This window comes from Bacillus sp. 22190, from assembly GCF_052045575.1.
In the GTDB taxonomy this organism is placed as follows: Bacteria; Bacillota; Bacilli; order Bacillales; family Bacillaceae; genus Bacillus; species Bacillus altitudinis.
Window position 1 is genome coordinate 218,317 of sequence record NZ_JBQEPF010000003.1, and the last position, 15,155, is coordinate 233,471.

Below are 15,155 nucleotides of genomic sequence, written 5' to 3' on the forward strand. Positions count from 1 at the left end.
AAGATGAATCGTACTTTAATGCAATTAAGAACAAAAACAGTTGAGTTTTGGCGAAATCGATCAAAATTACAAAAAATACTCATGATTGGCGGCGTAGCTGCCCTAGCAATCATTATTACGGTTGTTAGCATCTTTGCTTCTTCTGAAAAAATGGTTCCGTTGTTTAGAGATTTGTCTGAGGCAGAAGCAGGACAAATCAAACAGGAACTGGATGGCAAAAACGTTAAATCGGAACTTGCAAATAACGGAACGACGATTTTAGTTCCAGAAAAGCAAGCAGACACTTTAAAAGTAACACTTGCATCAGAAGGACTTCCTAAAACGGGGAATATTGATTACTCCTTCTTTGCGAACAATTCCGGCTTCGGTTTAACAGACAATGAATTTGATGTTCTGAAAGTAGACGCAACTCAGACAGAACTATCCAATCTGATCAACACGATTGATGGGATTAAAGATTCAAAGGTTATGATTAACCTGCCAAAAGATTCCGTTTTTGTTGGAGAAGAGCAAAGTAATGCATCAGCATCAATTGTGCTGCAAGTTCAGCCAGGCTACACGCTTACTCAGCAACAAGTAAAAGGCCTTTATCATCTTATTTCAAAAAGTGTGCCGAACTTAAAAACAGAAAACATTGTCATTATGGACCAAGATTCCAACTACTATGACTTAAACAGCAGCTCAGATTCCTATGCAAGTGGAATGGATGCACAGCAGCAGAAAAAAGAAGAGATTGAAAAGAATCTTCAACGAAAAATTCAACAGCTGCTTGGAACGATGATGGGTCAAGAGAAAGTTGCCGTATCGGTCACTACAGACATTGATTTTACTGAAGAAAAAAGAAAAGAAGATCTTGTCGAACCAGTTGATCAAGAAAACATGCAAGGAATTGCTGTCAGCGCTGAAAAGATTGCTGAAACTTATTCAGGTAATGGCGCAGCAGCTGGAGGCACCGCTGGAACAGGTGACGATGATGTCACAAATTATCAAGGCGCTGATGGAACGAATGGAAGCGGAGATTACGAAAAGAGCGAAGATCGCATCAATTATGAAGTCAACCGCATTCATAAAGATATCAAAGAAAGTCCTTATAAAATCAGAGACGTTGGCATTCAGGCACTGGTTGAACCACCTACTGCAAACGATCCGACCTCATTAACTGCTGAAAGGCAGGATGATATCAAAAAAATTCTTTCAACCATCATCAGTACATCGATTGATAAAGAATACACAAACGGTCAAGCGCTCACTCAAGCAGACTTAGATAACAAAATCGTTTTATCTGTATCAAAATTAGACGGTAAACAGCAAACGGCAGCAGAAAACCCTTCAAACAATATTCCGATTTGGGTTTATATTGTTGGCGGTGTGCTACTACTTGCCATTATCGCTCTCATTATCCTTCTCGTACGTAAGCGAAGAAAAGATGAGGAAGAAGAGTTTGAGTTTGATGAACGTACACCAATTCATGTTCCTGATATCGATACTGAGCCAGAAACAGAAGAAATGGTGAGAAAAAATCAGCTTGAAAAAATGGCAAAAGATAAACCAGAAGACTTTGCTAAATTGCTACGCAGCTGGCTGTCCGAGGATTAGGAGGAATACACATGTCGAGAAAAGATCCAAATCGACTAACAGGCAGACAAAAAGCAGCAATCCTAATGATTTCCTTAGGGCTAGACGTGTCAGCATCTGTATACAAACATCTGTCTGAAGACGAAATAGAAAAATTAACATTAGAAATTTCAAATGTAAGAAGTGTAGATACTGCTAAAAAAGATGAGATCATCGAAGAATTTCACAGCATTGCCATCGCGCAGGACTACATATCACAAGGCGGCCTTATGTACGCAAGACAAGTGCTTGAAAAAGCGCTTGGTGAGGACAAAGCGGACAGCATCTTAAATCGCTTAACATCCTCACTTCAAGTGAAACCATTTGATTTTGCTAGAAAGGCTGACCCAGAGCAAATTTTAAACTTTATCCAGCATGAGCATCCACAAACCATTGCGCTCATTCTTTCCTACCTAGATCCAGTACAGGCTGGACAGATTTTATCTGAGTTAGGCGAGGAAGTACAAACCGAGGTTGCAAGAAGAATTGCTTTAATGGACCGCACATCTCCAGAGATCATCAATGAGGTGGAACGTATTCTTGAACAAAAGCTCTCTTCAACCTTTACGCAAGATTATACCCAAACGGGCGGAGTCGAAGCGGTAGTCGAAGTCCTGAATGGTGTAGACCGTGCAACGGAGAAAACCATTTTAGATACACTGGAAATTCAAGATCCTGAGCTTGCTGATGAAATTAAGAAACGTATGTTTGTCTTTGAAGACATTGTCACTCTTGATAGCAGAGCCATTCAGCGCGTGATTCGAGATGTTGAGAATGACGATTTACTACTTGCACTCAAAGTGGCAAGCGAAGAAGTCAAAGAAATTGTCTTCCGCAACATGTCGCAGCGTATGGTCGAAACGTTCAAAGAAGAAATGGAGTTTATGGGACCTGTCCGGCTTAGAGATGTCGAGGAAGCACAGACTCGTATTGTCAGCATCGTAAGACGACTTGAAGAGGCTGGAGAAATCGTCATAGCTCGAGGTGGAGGAGACGATATCATTGTCTAGGATTATCAAACATGAAACATCTGTTATTCCTGAACAAGGCCGTCAAACCATTCCCTTGCAGCAAGTGGAATTCAAAAGAGAACATCACGAAGAAGAGCTTGTCAACGAAACAGAAGCATCTCAACTTGTATTAAGTGATGCACAAGATGAAGCAAGCCGTATTTTAGAACAAGCAAATCGTGAGCTGGAACAAACAATGGCTGAAATCAATCAGCGGCGAGCTGATTTTGAAGCAGAAAGAGTACAGCTCATTGAAGAAGCGAAACAAACAGGATATCAAGATGGTTTTCAAAAGGGCGAAGCAGATGCGAATTTACAGTATCAATCGATTCTTGATCAAGCGAATGACATTGTCAGCCTTGCAAAGCAGGACTATGAAGCAAAAATCGAAAGCTCTGCTGAAGAAATTGTCGAACTTGCCTTTGAGCTCGCTAAACGAGTATGGAATGCAGCTGAGGACACAAAAGAACAATTTTTAACGCTAGTGAAGCAGGTCATTTCAGAAGTGAAAGAATATGACGATATTTCCATCTATGTCGACCCTGCACATTACGAACATGTGATGGAATATAAAGATGAATTAAATAGAATCCTTCAAAAGAATACACATCTTGCCATTTACTCGGATGAAAAAGCACCAAAAGGTACTTGTTACGTCGAAACAAGCTTTGGAAAAGTGGAAGCGAGTGTTGATACCCAAATGAATCAGTTAAAAGAAAAGTTATTAGAAGTCATTGATTCAGGTGATCACAAATGAACATAGATGTGCTAAAAGAAACGATTGAAACTGCCGATCCTTATAAACGTTTTGGTAAAGTCAATCGAGTTGTTGGACTGATGATCGAGTCCAAGGGGCCAGAAAGCTCAATCGGTGATGTATGTCTGATTCACAAAAAAGGGAGTAAGAATCATCCGATCAAAGCAGAAGTCGTTGGCTTTAAAGATGAAAACATTTTGCTCATGCCCTACGTAGAAGCCTCTAACATCTCACCAGGCAGTCTTGTTGAAGCAACAGGTGAGTCGTTAAAGGTCAAAGTAGGAACTGGTTTAATCGGGCAAGTTGTTGATGCTTTCGGTGATCCACTGGACGGCAGCATGCTTCCTAAAGGACTTGCACCTGTCTCAACAGAACAATCTCCTCCAAACCCGATGGACAGACCGCCTATTCGTGAAAAAATGGGCGTTGGTGTCAGAGTGATCGACAGCTTGCTCACAGTCGGCACTGGTCAAAGAATTGGCATATTCGCGGGAAGCGGTGTTGGTAAAAGTACCTTGATGGGGATGATTGCCAAGCAGACAGAAGCGGATCTCAATGTCATTGCACTTGTTGGAGAGCGTGGACGTGAAGTTCGCGAGTTTATCGAAAAAGATTTAGGAGCTGAAGGACTGAAGCGTTCGATTGTTGTTGTCGCAACTTCAGATCAGCCCGCACTGACAAGATTAAAAGCAGCCTATACTGCAACGGCTATTGCCGAATATTTCAGAGACAGAGGCAAAAATGTCATGTTCATGATGGATTCTGTCACAAGGGTCGCCATGGCACAGCGGGAAATAGGACTTGCAACTGGTGAACCGCCAACAACAAAAGGATATACGCCTTCAGTGTTCGCTATACTGCCAAAATTGCTAGAACGAACTGGTACAAATCAACTTGGTTCCATCACAGCGTTTTACACAGTGCTTGTTGATGGTGACGATATGAATGAGCCGATCGCTGATACAGTGCGGGGGATTTTAGATGGCCACATAGTACTTGATCGTGCATTGGCCAACAAAGGACAGTTTCCAGCTGTCAATATTCTGAAAAGTATCAGTCGTGTCATGAGTAATATCGCAAGTCATGATCATAAGGAAGCGGCTAACCGGTTCCGCCAGCTTTTATCCACATATCAAAACGCTGAAGACCTCATTAACATTGGAGCATATAAAAAAGGCTCCTCTAAAGATATTGATGAGGCCATGCAAGCTTACCCACAACTGATTTCATTTTTGAAGCAGGACGTTGAAGAGGCTGTATCGATTGAAGACAGCGTGAGGATATTGCTCAGTTTGATGAATAGAGAGGATTGACAAAAACAGTGAGATATCAATACAAATTTCAAAAGCTCTTAGAATTGAAAGAAAGTGAAAAAGACAAATCACTCGCAGCGTATCAACAATCCGTTTCGGCATTTGAGCAAGCCGCTGAAAAACTCTATGAAAATATGAGTAAAAAAGAGCTAATGGAAAAGAGCAAAGAAGAAAAGCTGAGAAGTGGGATGAGTGTTCAAGAAATGCGTCATTACCAGCAATTTGTGACGAACTTAGATAACACCATTCATCATTATCAGCAGCTTGTGATCATGAAACGCCATCAAATGAATGAAAGACAATCTGATTTAACTGAAAAAAATATTGAGTTTAAAAAGTTTGAAAAAATGAAAGAAAAGCAATTTGAAAAGTTCTCCCTTGAACATAAGGCAATTGAAATGAAAGAAATGGATGATATCTCTATCAGCCAATTCATGTTTCAAGGACATTAGGAGTCGAGATGAATGCCTAAGAAGGAAAAAACAAAGGAATCAAGTGGCGGCGGTAAATTTCAATGGATCTTGTTTATTGTCATTATCCCATTGGTTGTGCTTGTGATCGTGACGGGCACAATCCTTTATATGGCGGGTTATGATCTAAAGAAACCGCTCCAAAACATTCCGGGGATTAGCAGCTTGGTTGGATCAGATGACACATCAAAAACGTCATCTTCAAATAACGATCAACGTGATACAGAGTTGAAAGCGTTGAAAAAGACGATTAAAGAACAAGAGAATGAACTTGAAATTGCTCAAAAAGACTTGAAGACAAGTGATGAAGAGATTAAACGATTGAATCAAAAAATCAATTCACTTGAAAAAACATCTGATAAAGAGAACACGTCAGCAAGTGACAGTTCATCAAACAGTACATCATCAAGTAATAACGCATCAGGATCTTCCTCTGATTCGTCAGCATCTTCTAACCAGCAATCAAAAGGAAAGGTCGCCAGCATTTATGAAAGCATGGATGCAGGGAAATCTGCCAAAATTTTATCAGAGCTAAGTGATAAAGAAGCTTTGAAGATCCTTGAAGAACTGAGTAAAAATAAGCTGACGGACATATTAGCAAAACTGACACCTCAGAAGGCAGCAACGTTCACGAAGGAGCTTGCCAAAAAAGAAGAAAGTGAAAATGGGGGTGGACAATAAGTGAAGCTATTGGACATTGGAGCCTTACAGCAATCTTCCCAAAGTCTCTCGGGACTAAAGGGAGAGGGGGCAGTATCTGCTCGCGGCCTGTTTAAACAATTGTTAAATGGCGCAGGTATTCAAAGTGGTCCAGCTATTTCTCAACCAGCGGAAATCACTCTATCCATGAATGATGCGATGCAAATCATTGAAAGATGGATGCAATCACCTGAAGAAGGAATAGATGGAGATCTTCTTACGGCACTTCAGGCGCTGCAAGGTCAAAAGCTTGAAGGGGCTGACTTAAAGTCACTTGAAGAGCTATTTCAAAAGATGGAATCGGTTATCTATGGCGATCAGGATGAGAAGCCAGTTGCTGAACATAGTGAACAGCTCATACAAGTCCACTTTTTCTTATATCAAATACTGAATCAGCAGCCGGTGAGCTTTGATGCAAAACTTGTACAGGATATTCAAGCAAAAGGTGAAGATTTCATCAAGTTTCTAACGAAAAACGGAGCAGATGAAAAGCTCATTCAACAAGTAAAAGAGCAGTTCTTCTCGCAAGGATCGGCACCTAAGCTGAATAATATGTCGCAAAGCGAGCTGAAACACTTTAATCAGTTAATCGATCATATGATGGCGAATGCGAAAGGGTCAGATAAAGAATGGAAAATTTCCTTAGGAGAGTTAAAAGAAATGGTTGCTCCAAGGCAAGAATCTTCCTTCTCATCTCCAGCAAAAGGTGCTGCCTCACTTGAATGGCTTATGAAAAAAGAAGTCATCAAAGGTCAAGGCACTGCGGCACCTGCTTCTGAAAAAACAATCACCCATACGCTGCTTCCAGGGCATAAACAGTTCTTCCAACTGCAATCAGCTGCTTCTGTGCAGCAGACGCAAACAACTGACGAAAAGCCAGGCACGGTTGATCAGCAGATTTTAAATACGTGGAAACAAATGAAGTTCACACCATTTGGCAATTCAAGCGGACGGTTTACCGTACGATTAAATCCAGAAAATCTAGGGTTTATTACCATCCAGCTAACGAAACAAAACGGGATGTATGCGAGTAAAATTACAGCTTCAACTCAAGCAGCAAAAGAGCTGCTCGAGCATCATCTGCCGCAGCTCAAGCAGGCGCTACCGAATATGTCGGTTCAAGTTGACCGTTTCCATATACCGCTTCAGTCAAATCAGCAGCCGTCTTTTGGACAATTTAATGAGGAAGGCAAGCAGCAGCCATCAAAAGGACAAAGTTTCCAGCAGCCTGATGAACAGGAAGCTGAATTCCAAGATGTACTAGATGCGCTTGTTGGATCAGAAGAAGAAGAGGAGGAGATCTAATGGCAACTGTTGATGCGACGAATAGAACAGCCACACAAACAGACACTTCTTCAAAAGCAGAAAAGAAAACAGATACGCTAGGCAAAGATCAATTCTTGAAAATATTGCTCACGCAGCTTCAAAACCAAGATCCAACAAACCCACTAGATGACCGTGAGTTTGTCACTCAGCTTGCGACATTTTCATCTTTAGAACAGCAAACCAATATGAACGATTCTATCACCAAGCTGAATCAGCTCATGTCTACATTTGTTGCACACCAAGATCCGTTTACGACGTATGTAGGGTGGATCGGTAAAGAAGTATCGGGCAAATTGGATGATAAAGATATATCAGGCACTGTGAAGTCTGTTAAAAACATAGATAATGAATACTTGCTTATTTTGGAAGATGGAACGAAAATCAGCCCTTGGGATGTTACAGCAGTTGGAGAAAAAACGAAGTAATTCGAGGAGGAAAATAAATGTTACGCTCACTTTACTCAGGAATTAGTGGAATGAAAAACTTCCAATCAAAATTAGATGTTGTAGCCAACAACGTAGCCAACGTCAATACACACGGATTCAAAAAAAGCCGTATCACTTTTAAAGATATGGTCAGCCAAACGATTGCAAGTTCTGGTGGAACAACGGACAACACTGGTTCAATCAACTCAAAACAAATTGGTTTAGGATCTTCTATATCATCTATTGACAAAATAATGTCGCCAGGTTCTTCTCAAGATACAGGTGATCCATGGGACTTCTATATCAATGGAGATGGATTTTTCCAGATACAAAAGCAAGGAGAGACCCTTTATATGAGAGCAGGGAACTTCAAACCTGATACTGAAGGGAATCTGGTAACACCTGATGGGAATTATTTACTTGATGCAGCTGGTAATAAAATTAATGTGCCAATGGATGGTGTTTCAAGTGTCAGCGTTGGGCTTGATGGCACCATTACGTATGTAAAGGACAACAAAACAGAGACAGCTGGTCAGGTAGCGCTAGTCACTTTTAACAATGCAGCAGGTTTGGATAAGGTTGGAGGGAATCTTTACCGGCGTACACAAAGTTCAGGTGCTCCAAGTCAACCTGTTGCCCCTGGATCTGAAGGAACAGGTGAACTTCAAACAGGTAAACTTGAAATGTCAAACGTTGATTTAACAGACGAGTTTACAGAAATGATTATCGCACAGCGTGGATTCCAATCGAATGCAAAGACGATCACAACATCTGATGAAATTCTGCAAGAACTTGTGAATCTGAAACGATAGGAGGTAGGGGGAGCGGTTTATCGCTTCTCTGCTTAATATGATTGAAGTGACAAGATTAAATGGCAAAGGATTTATGCTCAACGCTCTCCATATCGAGCAAATCGAAAGCTTTCCAGACACGACCATAACACTCGCCAATGGAAAGAAATTCGTTGTGAAAGAAGATGAAGAGCAGCTTCAGGAGAAAATTATTTCTTTCTATAGAAAAATCCAAGTCATTTCATTGAATCAAGGAATAGAGGAGTTTGAATGAAGAAGAAATTAGTCGTAGTAATGCTAATCATGATTATTGCTATCGTCGGAATTGGAGCAGGTATTGTCTTTCTGGTGAATGGGTCAGACGAAGCAAAAGCAGAAAAAGAGCCAACAGCAGATGAAGTCGTAAAAGCTTCTGTTGAAATTCCTGAGATTGTGACCAATTTAAAATCTGAAGGAAATGCGGTTAAACTTGTACTAAATATTGAAACAGATTCAGAAAAAGCCAAAGAAGAGCTTGAAAAAAGAAGCTTCCAAGTGAAAGATGCCGTGATTGACATTTTATCAGACACGAATGCAGATGAACTTGATGGCAAAAAAGGCAGAGAACATTTTAAAACACAGGTCAAAAACAAAGTGAATAACTATTTGCAAGATGGCAAGGTGAAAGAAGTTTATATAACCTCCTTTAATCTGCAATAGAGGCGATTAATTGACACGATGGAGGTGAAGAAATGTCAGGAGAAGTGCTTTCCCAGAATGAGATCGACGCATTATTATCCGCCATATCAACAGGCGAAATGGATGCAGAAGAGCTGAAAAAAGAAGAAACGACGAAAAAAGTGAAAGTGTATGACTTTAAACGTGCACTGCGCTTTTCAAAAGACCAGATTCGAAGTTTAACAAGAATTCATGATAACTTCGCTAGACTGCTTACCACACACTTTTCAGCGCAGCTAAGATCATATATTCAAATTTCTGTCAGCTCGGTTGACCAAGTGCCATATGAAGAATTTATTCGTTCGATTCCTAATATGACATTATTAAACTTATTTTACGTCAGCCCGCTTGAAGGAAGAATCATGCTTGAAGTGAACCCAACGATTGGCTATGCCATGATGGATAGGCTGATGGGTGGGATTGGCATTAGTCATAATAAGACAGAATCACTGACAGAAATCGAAACAAAGATTATCTCAAACATGTTTGAGGGAGCTTTGGAAAACTACAGAGAAGCGTGGCAGTCCATAACCGACATCGAGCCAGAAATGGCAGATTTCGAGGTAAATCCCCAGTTTGTTCAAATGGTGTCACCAAACGAAACAGTTGTCGTCATTTCTCTTAATACACAAATTGGTGAGGTAAGCGGGGTTATTAACCTCTGTATTCCTCACGTAGTATTAGAGCCTATTATTCCGAAGCTGTCTGTACACTACTGGATGCAATCGGAACGAAATGAACCGAAACAAGAAGAAACAAAGGCCATTGAAAAACGGATTATGACGGCGAAAATACCGGTAGTCGCAGAGCTTGGACAATCGGAAATGACGGTGGAAGAGTTTTTGAATTTGGAAATTGGTGATTGTATTGCCTTGGACAAACCAGTAAATGCGCCTCTTACTGTTATGGTCGGAAATAAACCGAAATTCTTGGGACAGGCCGGCCGCGTGAATCGGAAACAGGCGATTCAAATTCTAGATCACGACATAAGAGGTGAAGAAGATGGAGAATAACGGAAGTAAATTATCACAAGATGAAATCGATGCGCTCCTTAAAGGAGGCAGCAATGACGATATAGAGCCTGATACACTCCTTTCTGCAATGGAACAAGATGCCATTGGGGAAATCGGAAATATATCATTTGGAAGCTCTGCAACAGCACTTTCAACCCTATTAAGTCAAAAAGTGGAGATTACAACTCCAACTGTCACAGTGATTCAAAAAAGCAAGCTGAATGAGGAATTTCCTCATCCGTATGTCGCGATTGAAGTGAATTATACGGAAGGCTTCAGCGCTAGTAACCTGCTTGTCATCCAACAAACCGATGCGGCAGTCATTGCGGATTTAATGATGGGCGGAGATGGAACAAATGCTGACCCGTCGTTAAGTGAAATTCACTTAAGTGCAGTACAAGAAGCGATGAACCAAATGATGGGTTCAGCAGCGACGTCCATGTCAACAGTCTTTAATAAAAAGATTGATATTTCTCCGCCTCGCGTTGAGCTGCTTGATGTGAAAGAAGGAGAAGGCACAGACCGCATTCCAGCTGAAGAGATGCTTGTTAAAGTGTCCTTTAGATTAACGATAGGTGAACTCATAGATTCAAATATTATGCAGCTTTACCCTATTACGTTTGCGAAAGATTTGATTGCAGAATTAACAGACCCAGCGGAAGAAGAGCCGGTTCAAGAAGCACCTCAGAGTGCACCTGAACCACAGCAGGCTGCTCCGCAAGCACAATCTGCTCCTATGCAGCAATCGGCACCGCCGAAAAGACAGGCGAAGCCAAAGCCGGCAGAACCTGTCAATGTGGCGCCAGTTGAATTTGAGGCATTCAGTGAGCCTCAGCATACAACAAGTCAGCTCGGTAATCTTGATATGCTGATGGATATTCCACTTTCCATTACAGTGGAGCTTGGAAGAACGCAGCGCAGTGTGAAAGAAGTACTTGAACTTTCCGCTGGAAGTATCATTGAACTGGACAAACTTGCAGGTGAGCCAGTCGACATTCTGGTCAACAAACGAATCGTCGCCAAAGGAGAAGTTGTTGTCATTGATGAGAACTTTGGTGTACGTGTGACTGACATTTTAAGTCAGTCTGAAAGACTTTCTAATTTAAAATAAACAAACATATAGGGAGAGAATAAGTAAATGGCTACTAAGGTATTAATCGTAGATGATGCAGCATTCATGAGAATGATGATTAAGGATATTCTTGTAAAAAATGGATTTGATGTAGTAGGAGAAGCAGAAAACGGCGCACAAGCTGTTGAAAAATATAAAGAAACATCTCCTGATCTAGTCACAATGGATATCACAATGCCAGAAATGGACGGGATCACAGCATTAAAAGAAATTAAACAAATCGATGCTTCGGCAAAAATCATTATGTGCTCAGCGATGGGACAACAATCAATGGTTATTGATGCCATTCAAGCAGGTGCAAAAGACTTTATCGTGAAGCCATTCCAGGCAGACCGTGTACTTGAAGCAATTAATAAAACGTTAGGCTAAAAAAGGGTGTAAGACTTGTTGAAAAAACGTTTGATATGTATAGCAATGATCAGTTTTATGCTTTTCTTGACAGCGCAGCCCGCCTCACTGTTTGCTGAAACAAAAGATCCTGAAAATGGCACAGTGAATGACTGGCTCAAAGATGAGAAAGAAAGCAAAAAGGATACAGAAAAGAAAACCACTGACAATCAAACGAATCCGGCAGAAGAAGTTCCCTCTTCTTCTGTCTCCATTATGGATTTTGTCAAAATGATTGGTGCCTTACTTTTTGTCATCCTGCTCATTTACGGATTGGTGAGATTTGTTGGAAAGCAAAACCGCTTACTCAAGCCATTTCGCTATGTTGAAAATATTGGCGGAACGACGGTTGGTCAAAATCGTTCAGTTCAGCTGATCAAAGTGGGCAAACGAGTATTAGTTGTCGGCGTAGCAGACTCAATCCAGCTGCTAAAAGAAATCGATGATGAACAAGAATGCGAAGCGATTGTGAAACAATACGAAGAAGCGATGGAAAGTAAGACTGACTTACCGAAAATGATGCAAAAATTAACATCGCAAGTGAAGAAGCACGATCAGCCGACCACTTCTTCTTTTTCAGCCAATTTAAAGGCGCAGCTAGCCGAATTGAAAAAGACCCAATCAGAAGTCAGAAAGAAAGGCCCGAAACAAAATGAATGAGTTTATCGATTTATTTAATTCCAGTGGCGCAGGGAATATTAGCACATCTGTCCGTCTCCTTTTATTGTTAACTGTATTTTCAGTTGCACCAGGCATTCTTATTTTAATGACCTGTTTTACACGGATTGTGATTGTTCTTTCGTTCGTCAGAACATCACTTGCAACCAACTCAATGCCGCCAAACCAAGTGCTTGTAGGACTTGCACTGTTTCTCACATTTTTTATTATGGCACCCACGTTCTCAGAGATTAATAAAGAGGCACTCACGCCGCTTTTAAATGATGATATTACGTTAAATCAGGCCTATGAAAAAGCCGAAGTGCCAATTAAAGAGTTTATGAGTAAACATACGAGACAGAAAGATTTGGCTTTATTTCTTAGTTACGCAAAAATGGATACCCCTGAATCGATTAAAGATATTCCTTTAACGGCGATGGTACCAGCGTTTGCAATTTCAGAATTAAAGACGGCATTTCAAATTGGTTTTATGATTTTTATTCCATTTTTAATTATTGACATGGTGGTCGCAAGTGTCCTGATGTCGATGGGGATGATGATGCTTCCGCCGGTTATGATATCGCTCCCTTTCAAAATATTGTTATTTGTATTAGTTGATGGATGGTATTTGATTGTTAAATCTTTGCTGCAAAGCTTTTAGAGTAGGTGCTTAAAACATGAGTTCAGAATTTGTCATTACGATGGCTGAAAGATCAGTGTATGTTGTATTACTTGTCAGCGGGCCGCTTCTTGCGCTCGCACTAATCGTGGGACTAATTGTCAGTGTGTTTCAGGCGACAACCCAAATCCAAGAACAGACGCTTGCGTTCATTCCAAAAATTGTTGCAGTGCTCATTGGACTTGTTGTGTTTGGTCCGTGGATGCTTTCAACAATTGTGTCATTTACAACAGAGCTGTTCTCGAATTTAGATCGATTTGCAGGTTAATCAGAGATGTCAATCATAGAATTATTTCCTGCCTTTCTTCTCGTTTTCATTCGGATCACCGCTTTTTTCGTGACAGTGCCGCTACTAGCGCATCGAACGATACCAGCAGTTCACAGAGTTGGTTTTTCACTGTTTTTGGCTGTCATTAGTTTTAGCACCATTAAAGAACCGCCAGCACTCGATATCGATGGTCTTTACATGATGCTTGCCGTGAAAGAAGCAATGGTCGGACTTCTTCTTGGACTGATTGCATATATCATGGTGTCCGCAGTTCAAATTGCCGGCTCATTCATCGACTTTCAAATGGGTTTTGCGATTGCCAATATTATTGATCCACAAACAGGGGCGCAAACGCCACTGATGGGGCAGTTTTTTTATACGGTGACCTTGCTACTAATGCTGGCAACAAATGCTCATCATTTGCTGCTTGATGGAATCTATTACAGTTTTCAATATATTCAAGTTGATCAGTATGCGCTGAACTTCGGCAGTGAATCCTTTGCGTACTTTATTGCAAAGAGCTTCAACCAAATGTTCATCATAGCATTTCAAATCTCAGCACCTGTTGTGGCTAGTTTGTTTTTAGTCGATTTGGCATTAGGAATTGTGGCACGTACAGTTCCGCAAATGAACGTATTTGTCGTTGGACTTCCCATTAAAATGGGCGTGAGTTTTATTATGATCATCATTTGTATGGGTGTCATCTTCGGGGTCGTCCAAAATACATTTGAAACGATTGTGCTCACCATGAGGAATTTCTTAGCATTGGTCGGTGGTTCGTCATGACGACAAGACTTAGACTCGACTTGCAATTTTTCGCAGGTGAAAAAACAGAAAAAGCAACACCGAAAAAGAGACGGGATTCACGTAAAAAAGGGCAGGTTGCCAAAAGTACCGACGTCAATACAGCCATCTCATTTCTACTAATCTTTTTATCATTCTTTTTTATTGGGCCTTTTATGAAAGAGCGTATTATTGCGCTCATTGAACGTTTTTATTCAACAACGATGCTAATGAAGGTTAGCACATCTAATATTCACCAGTTATTCTTGGAATTGCTTCAAGAGACAGGTCTCCTCCTCATGCCAATTCTTGGTGTTGGGATGCTGGCAGGGATCATCAGTAACTATTTACAAGTTGGGTTTCTCTTTTCAACTGAAGTGATCAAGCCCAAATTAGAAAAGCTTGATCCAATCAAAGGGTTTAAACGAATATACAGTATTCGAGCACTCGTTGAGCTATTAAAATCCATTTTAAAAATTGGTTTTGTTGGCTTTGCGACATTTATCGCTCTATGGATGCACTTTGACGAAATCTTGCGGCTCCCTCTACTCACTGCAGAGGAAACCCTTCATTTCGTGGCAAATATGACCTTGATTATGGGTCTATATGCAGCAGGTGCTCTTCTCATCTTAGCTGGGCTTGACTACATGTATCAGAAATTTGATTATGAAAAAAACTTACGGATGTCTAAACAAGACATCAAAGATGAGTATAAAAAATCAGAGGGTGACCCGCTCATAAAATCAAAAATTAAACAGCGGCAAAGGGAAATGGCCATGAGACGGATGATGCAGGAAGTCCCAAAAGCGGACGTCATCATTACAAACCCGACCCACTACGCAATTGCCTTGAAATATGACGAAGAAAAGATGGACGCGCCGTTTGTTGTGGCAAAGGGAACGGATATTTTGGCTTTGAAAATTAGAACAATTGCGAAAGAACATGATGTCATGACTGTAGAGAACCGGCCGCTCGCCCGCGCCCTCTACGATCAAGTGGATATCAACCAAGCGGTGCCTGAAGAATATTTTAAGGCGATCGCAGAAATTTTGGCTTACGTATATAAAACGAAACAAAAGATTTTATGAATTTTTGGTTTTAAAAGGAGAGAACA

The 15,155-nt window shown here is 40.9% G+C and carries 19 protein-coding genes; all 19 read left to right on the forward strand.

Features of this window, described 5'->3' with window-relative positions; translation table 11 throughout:
• Nucleotides 1-3: 3 nt before the first annotated feature.
• The 19 genes from fliF to flhB are packed head-to-tail and all read left to right on the forward strand — an operon-like array spanning nt 4 to nt 15,129.
• Complete coding sequence (fliF, locus tag ACTJKA_RS05845; protein WP_007499608.1) at nt 4-1,596, forward strand: flagellar basal-body MS-ring/collar protein FliF; 1,593 nt, start codon at nt 4-6, stop codon at nt 1,594-1,596.
• 11 nt (nt 1,597-1,607) lie between these two features.
• Entirely contained in the window at nt 1,608-2,624 is a 1,017-nt protein-coding gene (gene fliG, locus ACTJKA_RS05850) for a flagellar motor switch protein FliG (RefSeq protein ID WP_008344808.1), read from the forward strand.
• Complete coding sequence (gene fliH, locus ACTJKA_RS05855; protein WP_017367245.1) at nt 2,617-3,381, forward strand: flagellar assembly protein FliH; 765 nt, start codon at nt 2,617-2,619, stop codon at nt 3,379-3,381. The genes fliG and fliH overlap by 8 nt, the downstream gene beginning before the upstream one ends.
• Complete coding sequence (gene fliI / locus ACTJKA_RS05860) at nt 3,378-4,694, forward strand: flagellar protein export ATPase FliI (RefSeq protein WP_008344803.1); 1,317 nt, start codon at nt 3,378-3,380, stop codon at nt 4,692-4,694. Before fliH ends, fliI begins: the two co-directional genes overlap by 4 nt.
• 8 nt (nt 4,695-4,702) lie before the next feature.
• Nucleotides 4,703-5,146, forward strand: a complete 444-nt coding sequence (gene fliJ, locus ACTJKA_RS05865) for a flagellar export protein FliJ (protein WP_350386069.1) — start codon at nt 4,703-4,705, stop codon at nt 5,144-5,146.
• Nucleotides 5,147-5,158: 12 nt separating this feature from the next.
• Nucleotides 5,159-5,845 carry a MotE family protein gene (locus tag ACTJKA_RS05870; protein WP_017359089.1) on the forward strand — a complete coding sequence of 229 codons (687 nt, stop codon included), beginning with the start codon at nt 5,159-5,161 and terminating at the stop codon, nt 5,843-5,845.
• Nucleotides 5,846-7,168 carry a flagellar hook-length control protein FliK gene (fliK, locus tag ACTJKA_RS05875; protein ID WP_171465325.1) on the forward strand — a complete coding sequence of 441 codons (1,323 nt, stop codon included), beginning with the start codon at nt 5,846-5,848 and terminating at the stop codon, nt 7,166-7,168.
• Nucleotides 7,168-7,614 carry a flagellar hook assembly protein FlgD gene (gene flgD / locus ACTJKA_RS05880; RefSeq protein WP_171465326.1) on the forward strand — a complete coding sequence of 149 codons (447 nt, stop codon included), beginning with the start codon at nt 7,168-7,170 and terminating at the stop codon, nt 7,612-7,614. The genes fliK and flgD overlap by 1 nt, the downstream gene beginning before the upstream one ends.
• A 17-nt stretch (nt 7,615-7,631) precedes the next feature.
• Nucleotides 7,632-8,426, forward strand: coding sequence for a flagellar basal body rod protein FlgG (flgG, locus tag ACTJKA_RS05885; RefSeq protein ID WP_171465327.1), 795 nt, complete (start codon nt 7,632-7,634; stop codon nt 8,424-8,426).
• Nucleotides 8,427-8,463: 37 nt separating this feature from the next.
• Nucleotides 8,464-8,679, forward strand: coding sequence for a flagellar FlbD family protein (locus ACTJKA_RS05890; RefSeq protein WP_008344794.1), 216 nt, complete (start codon nt 8,464-8,466; stop codon nt 8,677-8,679).
• Nucleotides 8,676-9,104 (forward strand): flagellar basal body-associated protein FliL, encoded by a 429-nt coding sequence (gene fliL, locus ACTJKA_RS05895; RefSeq protein ID WP_007499592.1) that lies wholly within the window; start codon nt 8,676-8,678, stop codon nt 9,102-9,104. The genes ACTJKA_RS05890 and fliL overlap by 4 nt, the downstream gene beginning before the upstream one ends.
• Before the next feature lie 32 nt (nt 9,105-9,136).
• Nucleotides 9,137-10,135 (forward strand): flagellar motor switch protein FliM, encoded by a 999-nt coding sequence (gene fliM / locus ACTJKA_RS05900; protein ID WP_008354483.1) that lies wholly within the window; start codon nt 9,137-9,139, stop codon nt 10,133-10,135.
• A complete protein-coding gene (fliY, locus tag ACTJKA_RS05905; protein WP_007499588.1) occupies nt 10,125-11,246 on the forward strand; it encodes a flagellar motor switch phosphatase FliY in 1,122 nt (373 codons plus the stop codon). The genes fliM and fliY overlap by 11 nt, the downstream gene beginning before the upstream one ends.
• 27 nt (nt 11,247-11,273) lie before the next feature.
• Nucleotides 11,274-11,636 carry a response regulator gene (locus ACTJKA_RS05910; RefSeq protein WP_007499584.1) on the forward strand — a complete coding sequence of 121 codons (363 nt, stop codon included), beginning with the start codon at nt 11,274-11,276 and terminating at the stop codon, nt 11,634-11,636.
• A gap of 18 nt (nt 11,637-11,654) precedes the next feature.
• The gene (gene fliZ, locus ACTJKA_RS05915) at nt 11,655-12,314 is read left to right on the forward strand and encodes a flagella biosynthesis regulatory protein FliZ (RefSeq protein ID WP_024720357.1); all 660 of its coding nucleotides are present in this window, start codon (nt 11,655-11,657) and stop codon (nt 12,312-12,314) included.
• Nucleotides 12,307-12,972, forward strand: coding sequence for a flagellar type III secretion system pore protein FliP (gene fliP, locus ACTJKA_RS05920; protein ID WP_007499580.1), 666 nt, complete (start codon nt 12,307-12,309; stop codon nt 12,970-12,972). The genes fliZ and fliP overlap by 8 nt, the downstream gene beginning before the upstream one ends.
• Nucleotides 12,973-12,988: 16 nt before the next feature.
• Entirely contained in the window at nt 12,989-13,258 is a 270-nt protein-coding gene (gene fliQ, locus ACTJKA_RS05925) for a flagellar biosynthesis protein FliQ (protein WP_003211206.1), read from the forward strand.
• Nucleotides 13,259-13,264: 6 nt separating this feature from the next.
• A complete protein-coding gene (gene fliR / locus ACTJKA_RS05930) occupies nt 13,265-14,044 on the forward strand; it encodes a flagellar biosynthetic protein FliR (RefSeq protein WP_007499578.1) in 780 nt (259 codons plus the stop codon).
• Nucleotides 14,041-15,129, forward strand: coding sequence for a flagellar biosynthesis protein FlhB (flhB, locus tag ACTJKA_RS05935; protein ID WP_007499576.1), 1,089 nt, complete (start codon nt 14,041-14,043; stop codon nt 15,127-15,129). Before fliR ends, flhB begins: the two co-directional genes overlap by 4 nt.
• The last annotated feature ends 26 nt before the right edge of the window (nt 15,130-15,155 follow it).

Coding starts and splice junctions, on each gene's coding strand:
- fliF (WP_007499608.1), top strand. CDS start 4: ATGAATCGTACTTTAATGCAATTAAGAACAAAAACAGTTGAGTTTTGG.
- fliG (WP_008344808.1), top strand. CDS start 1,608: ATGTCGAGAAAAGATCCAAATCGACTAACAGGCAGACAAAAAGCAGCA.
- fliI (WP_008344803.1), top strand. CDS start 3,378: ATGAACATAGATGTGCTAAAAGAAACGATTGAAACTGCCGATCCTTAT.
- ACTJKA_RS05870 (WP_017359089.1), top strand. CDS start 5,159: ATGCCTAAGAAGGAAAAAACAAAGGAATCAAGTGGCGGCGGTAAATTT.
- flgD (WP_171465326.1), top strand. CDS start 7,168: ATGGCAACTGTTGATGCGACGAATAGAACAGCCACACAAACAGACACT.
- flgG (WP_171465327.1), top strand. CDS start 7,632: ATGTTACGCTCACTTTACTCAGGAATTAGTGGAATGAAAAACTTCCAA.
- ACTJKA_RS05890 (WP_008344794.1), top strand. CDS start 8,464: ATGATTGAAGTGACAAGATTAAATGGCAAAGGATTTATGCTCAACGCT.
- fliL (WP_007499592.1), top strand. CDS start 8,676: ATGAAGAAGAAATTAGTCGTAGTAATGCTAATCATGATTATTGCTATC.
- fliM (WP_008354483.1), top strand. CDS start 9,137: ATGTCAGGAGAAGTGCTTTCCCAGAATGAGATCGACGCATTATTATCC.
- fliY (WP_007499588.1), top strand. CDS start 10,125: ATGGAGAATAACGGAAGTAAATTATCACAAGATGAAATCGATGCGCTC.
- ACTJKA_RS05910 (WP_007499584.1), top strand. CDS start 11,274: ATGGCTACTAAGGTATTAATCGTAGATGATGCAGCATTCATGAGAATG.
- fliP (WP_007499580.1), top strand. CDS start 12,307: ATGAATGAGTTTATCGATTTATTTAATTCCAGTGGCGCAGGGAATATT.
- fliQ (WP_003211206.1), top strand. CDS start 12,989: ATGAGTTCAGAATTTGTCATTACGATGGCTGAAAGATCAGTGTATGTT.
- fliR (WP_007499578.1), top strand. CDS start 13,265: ATGTCAATCATAGAATTATTTCCTGCCTTTCTTCTCGTTTTCATTCGG.
- flhB (WP_007499576.1), top strand. CDS start 14,041: ATGACGACAAGACTTAGACTCGACTTGCAATTTTTCGCAGGTGAAAAA.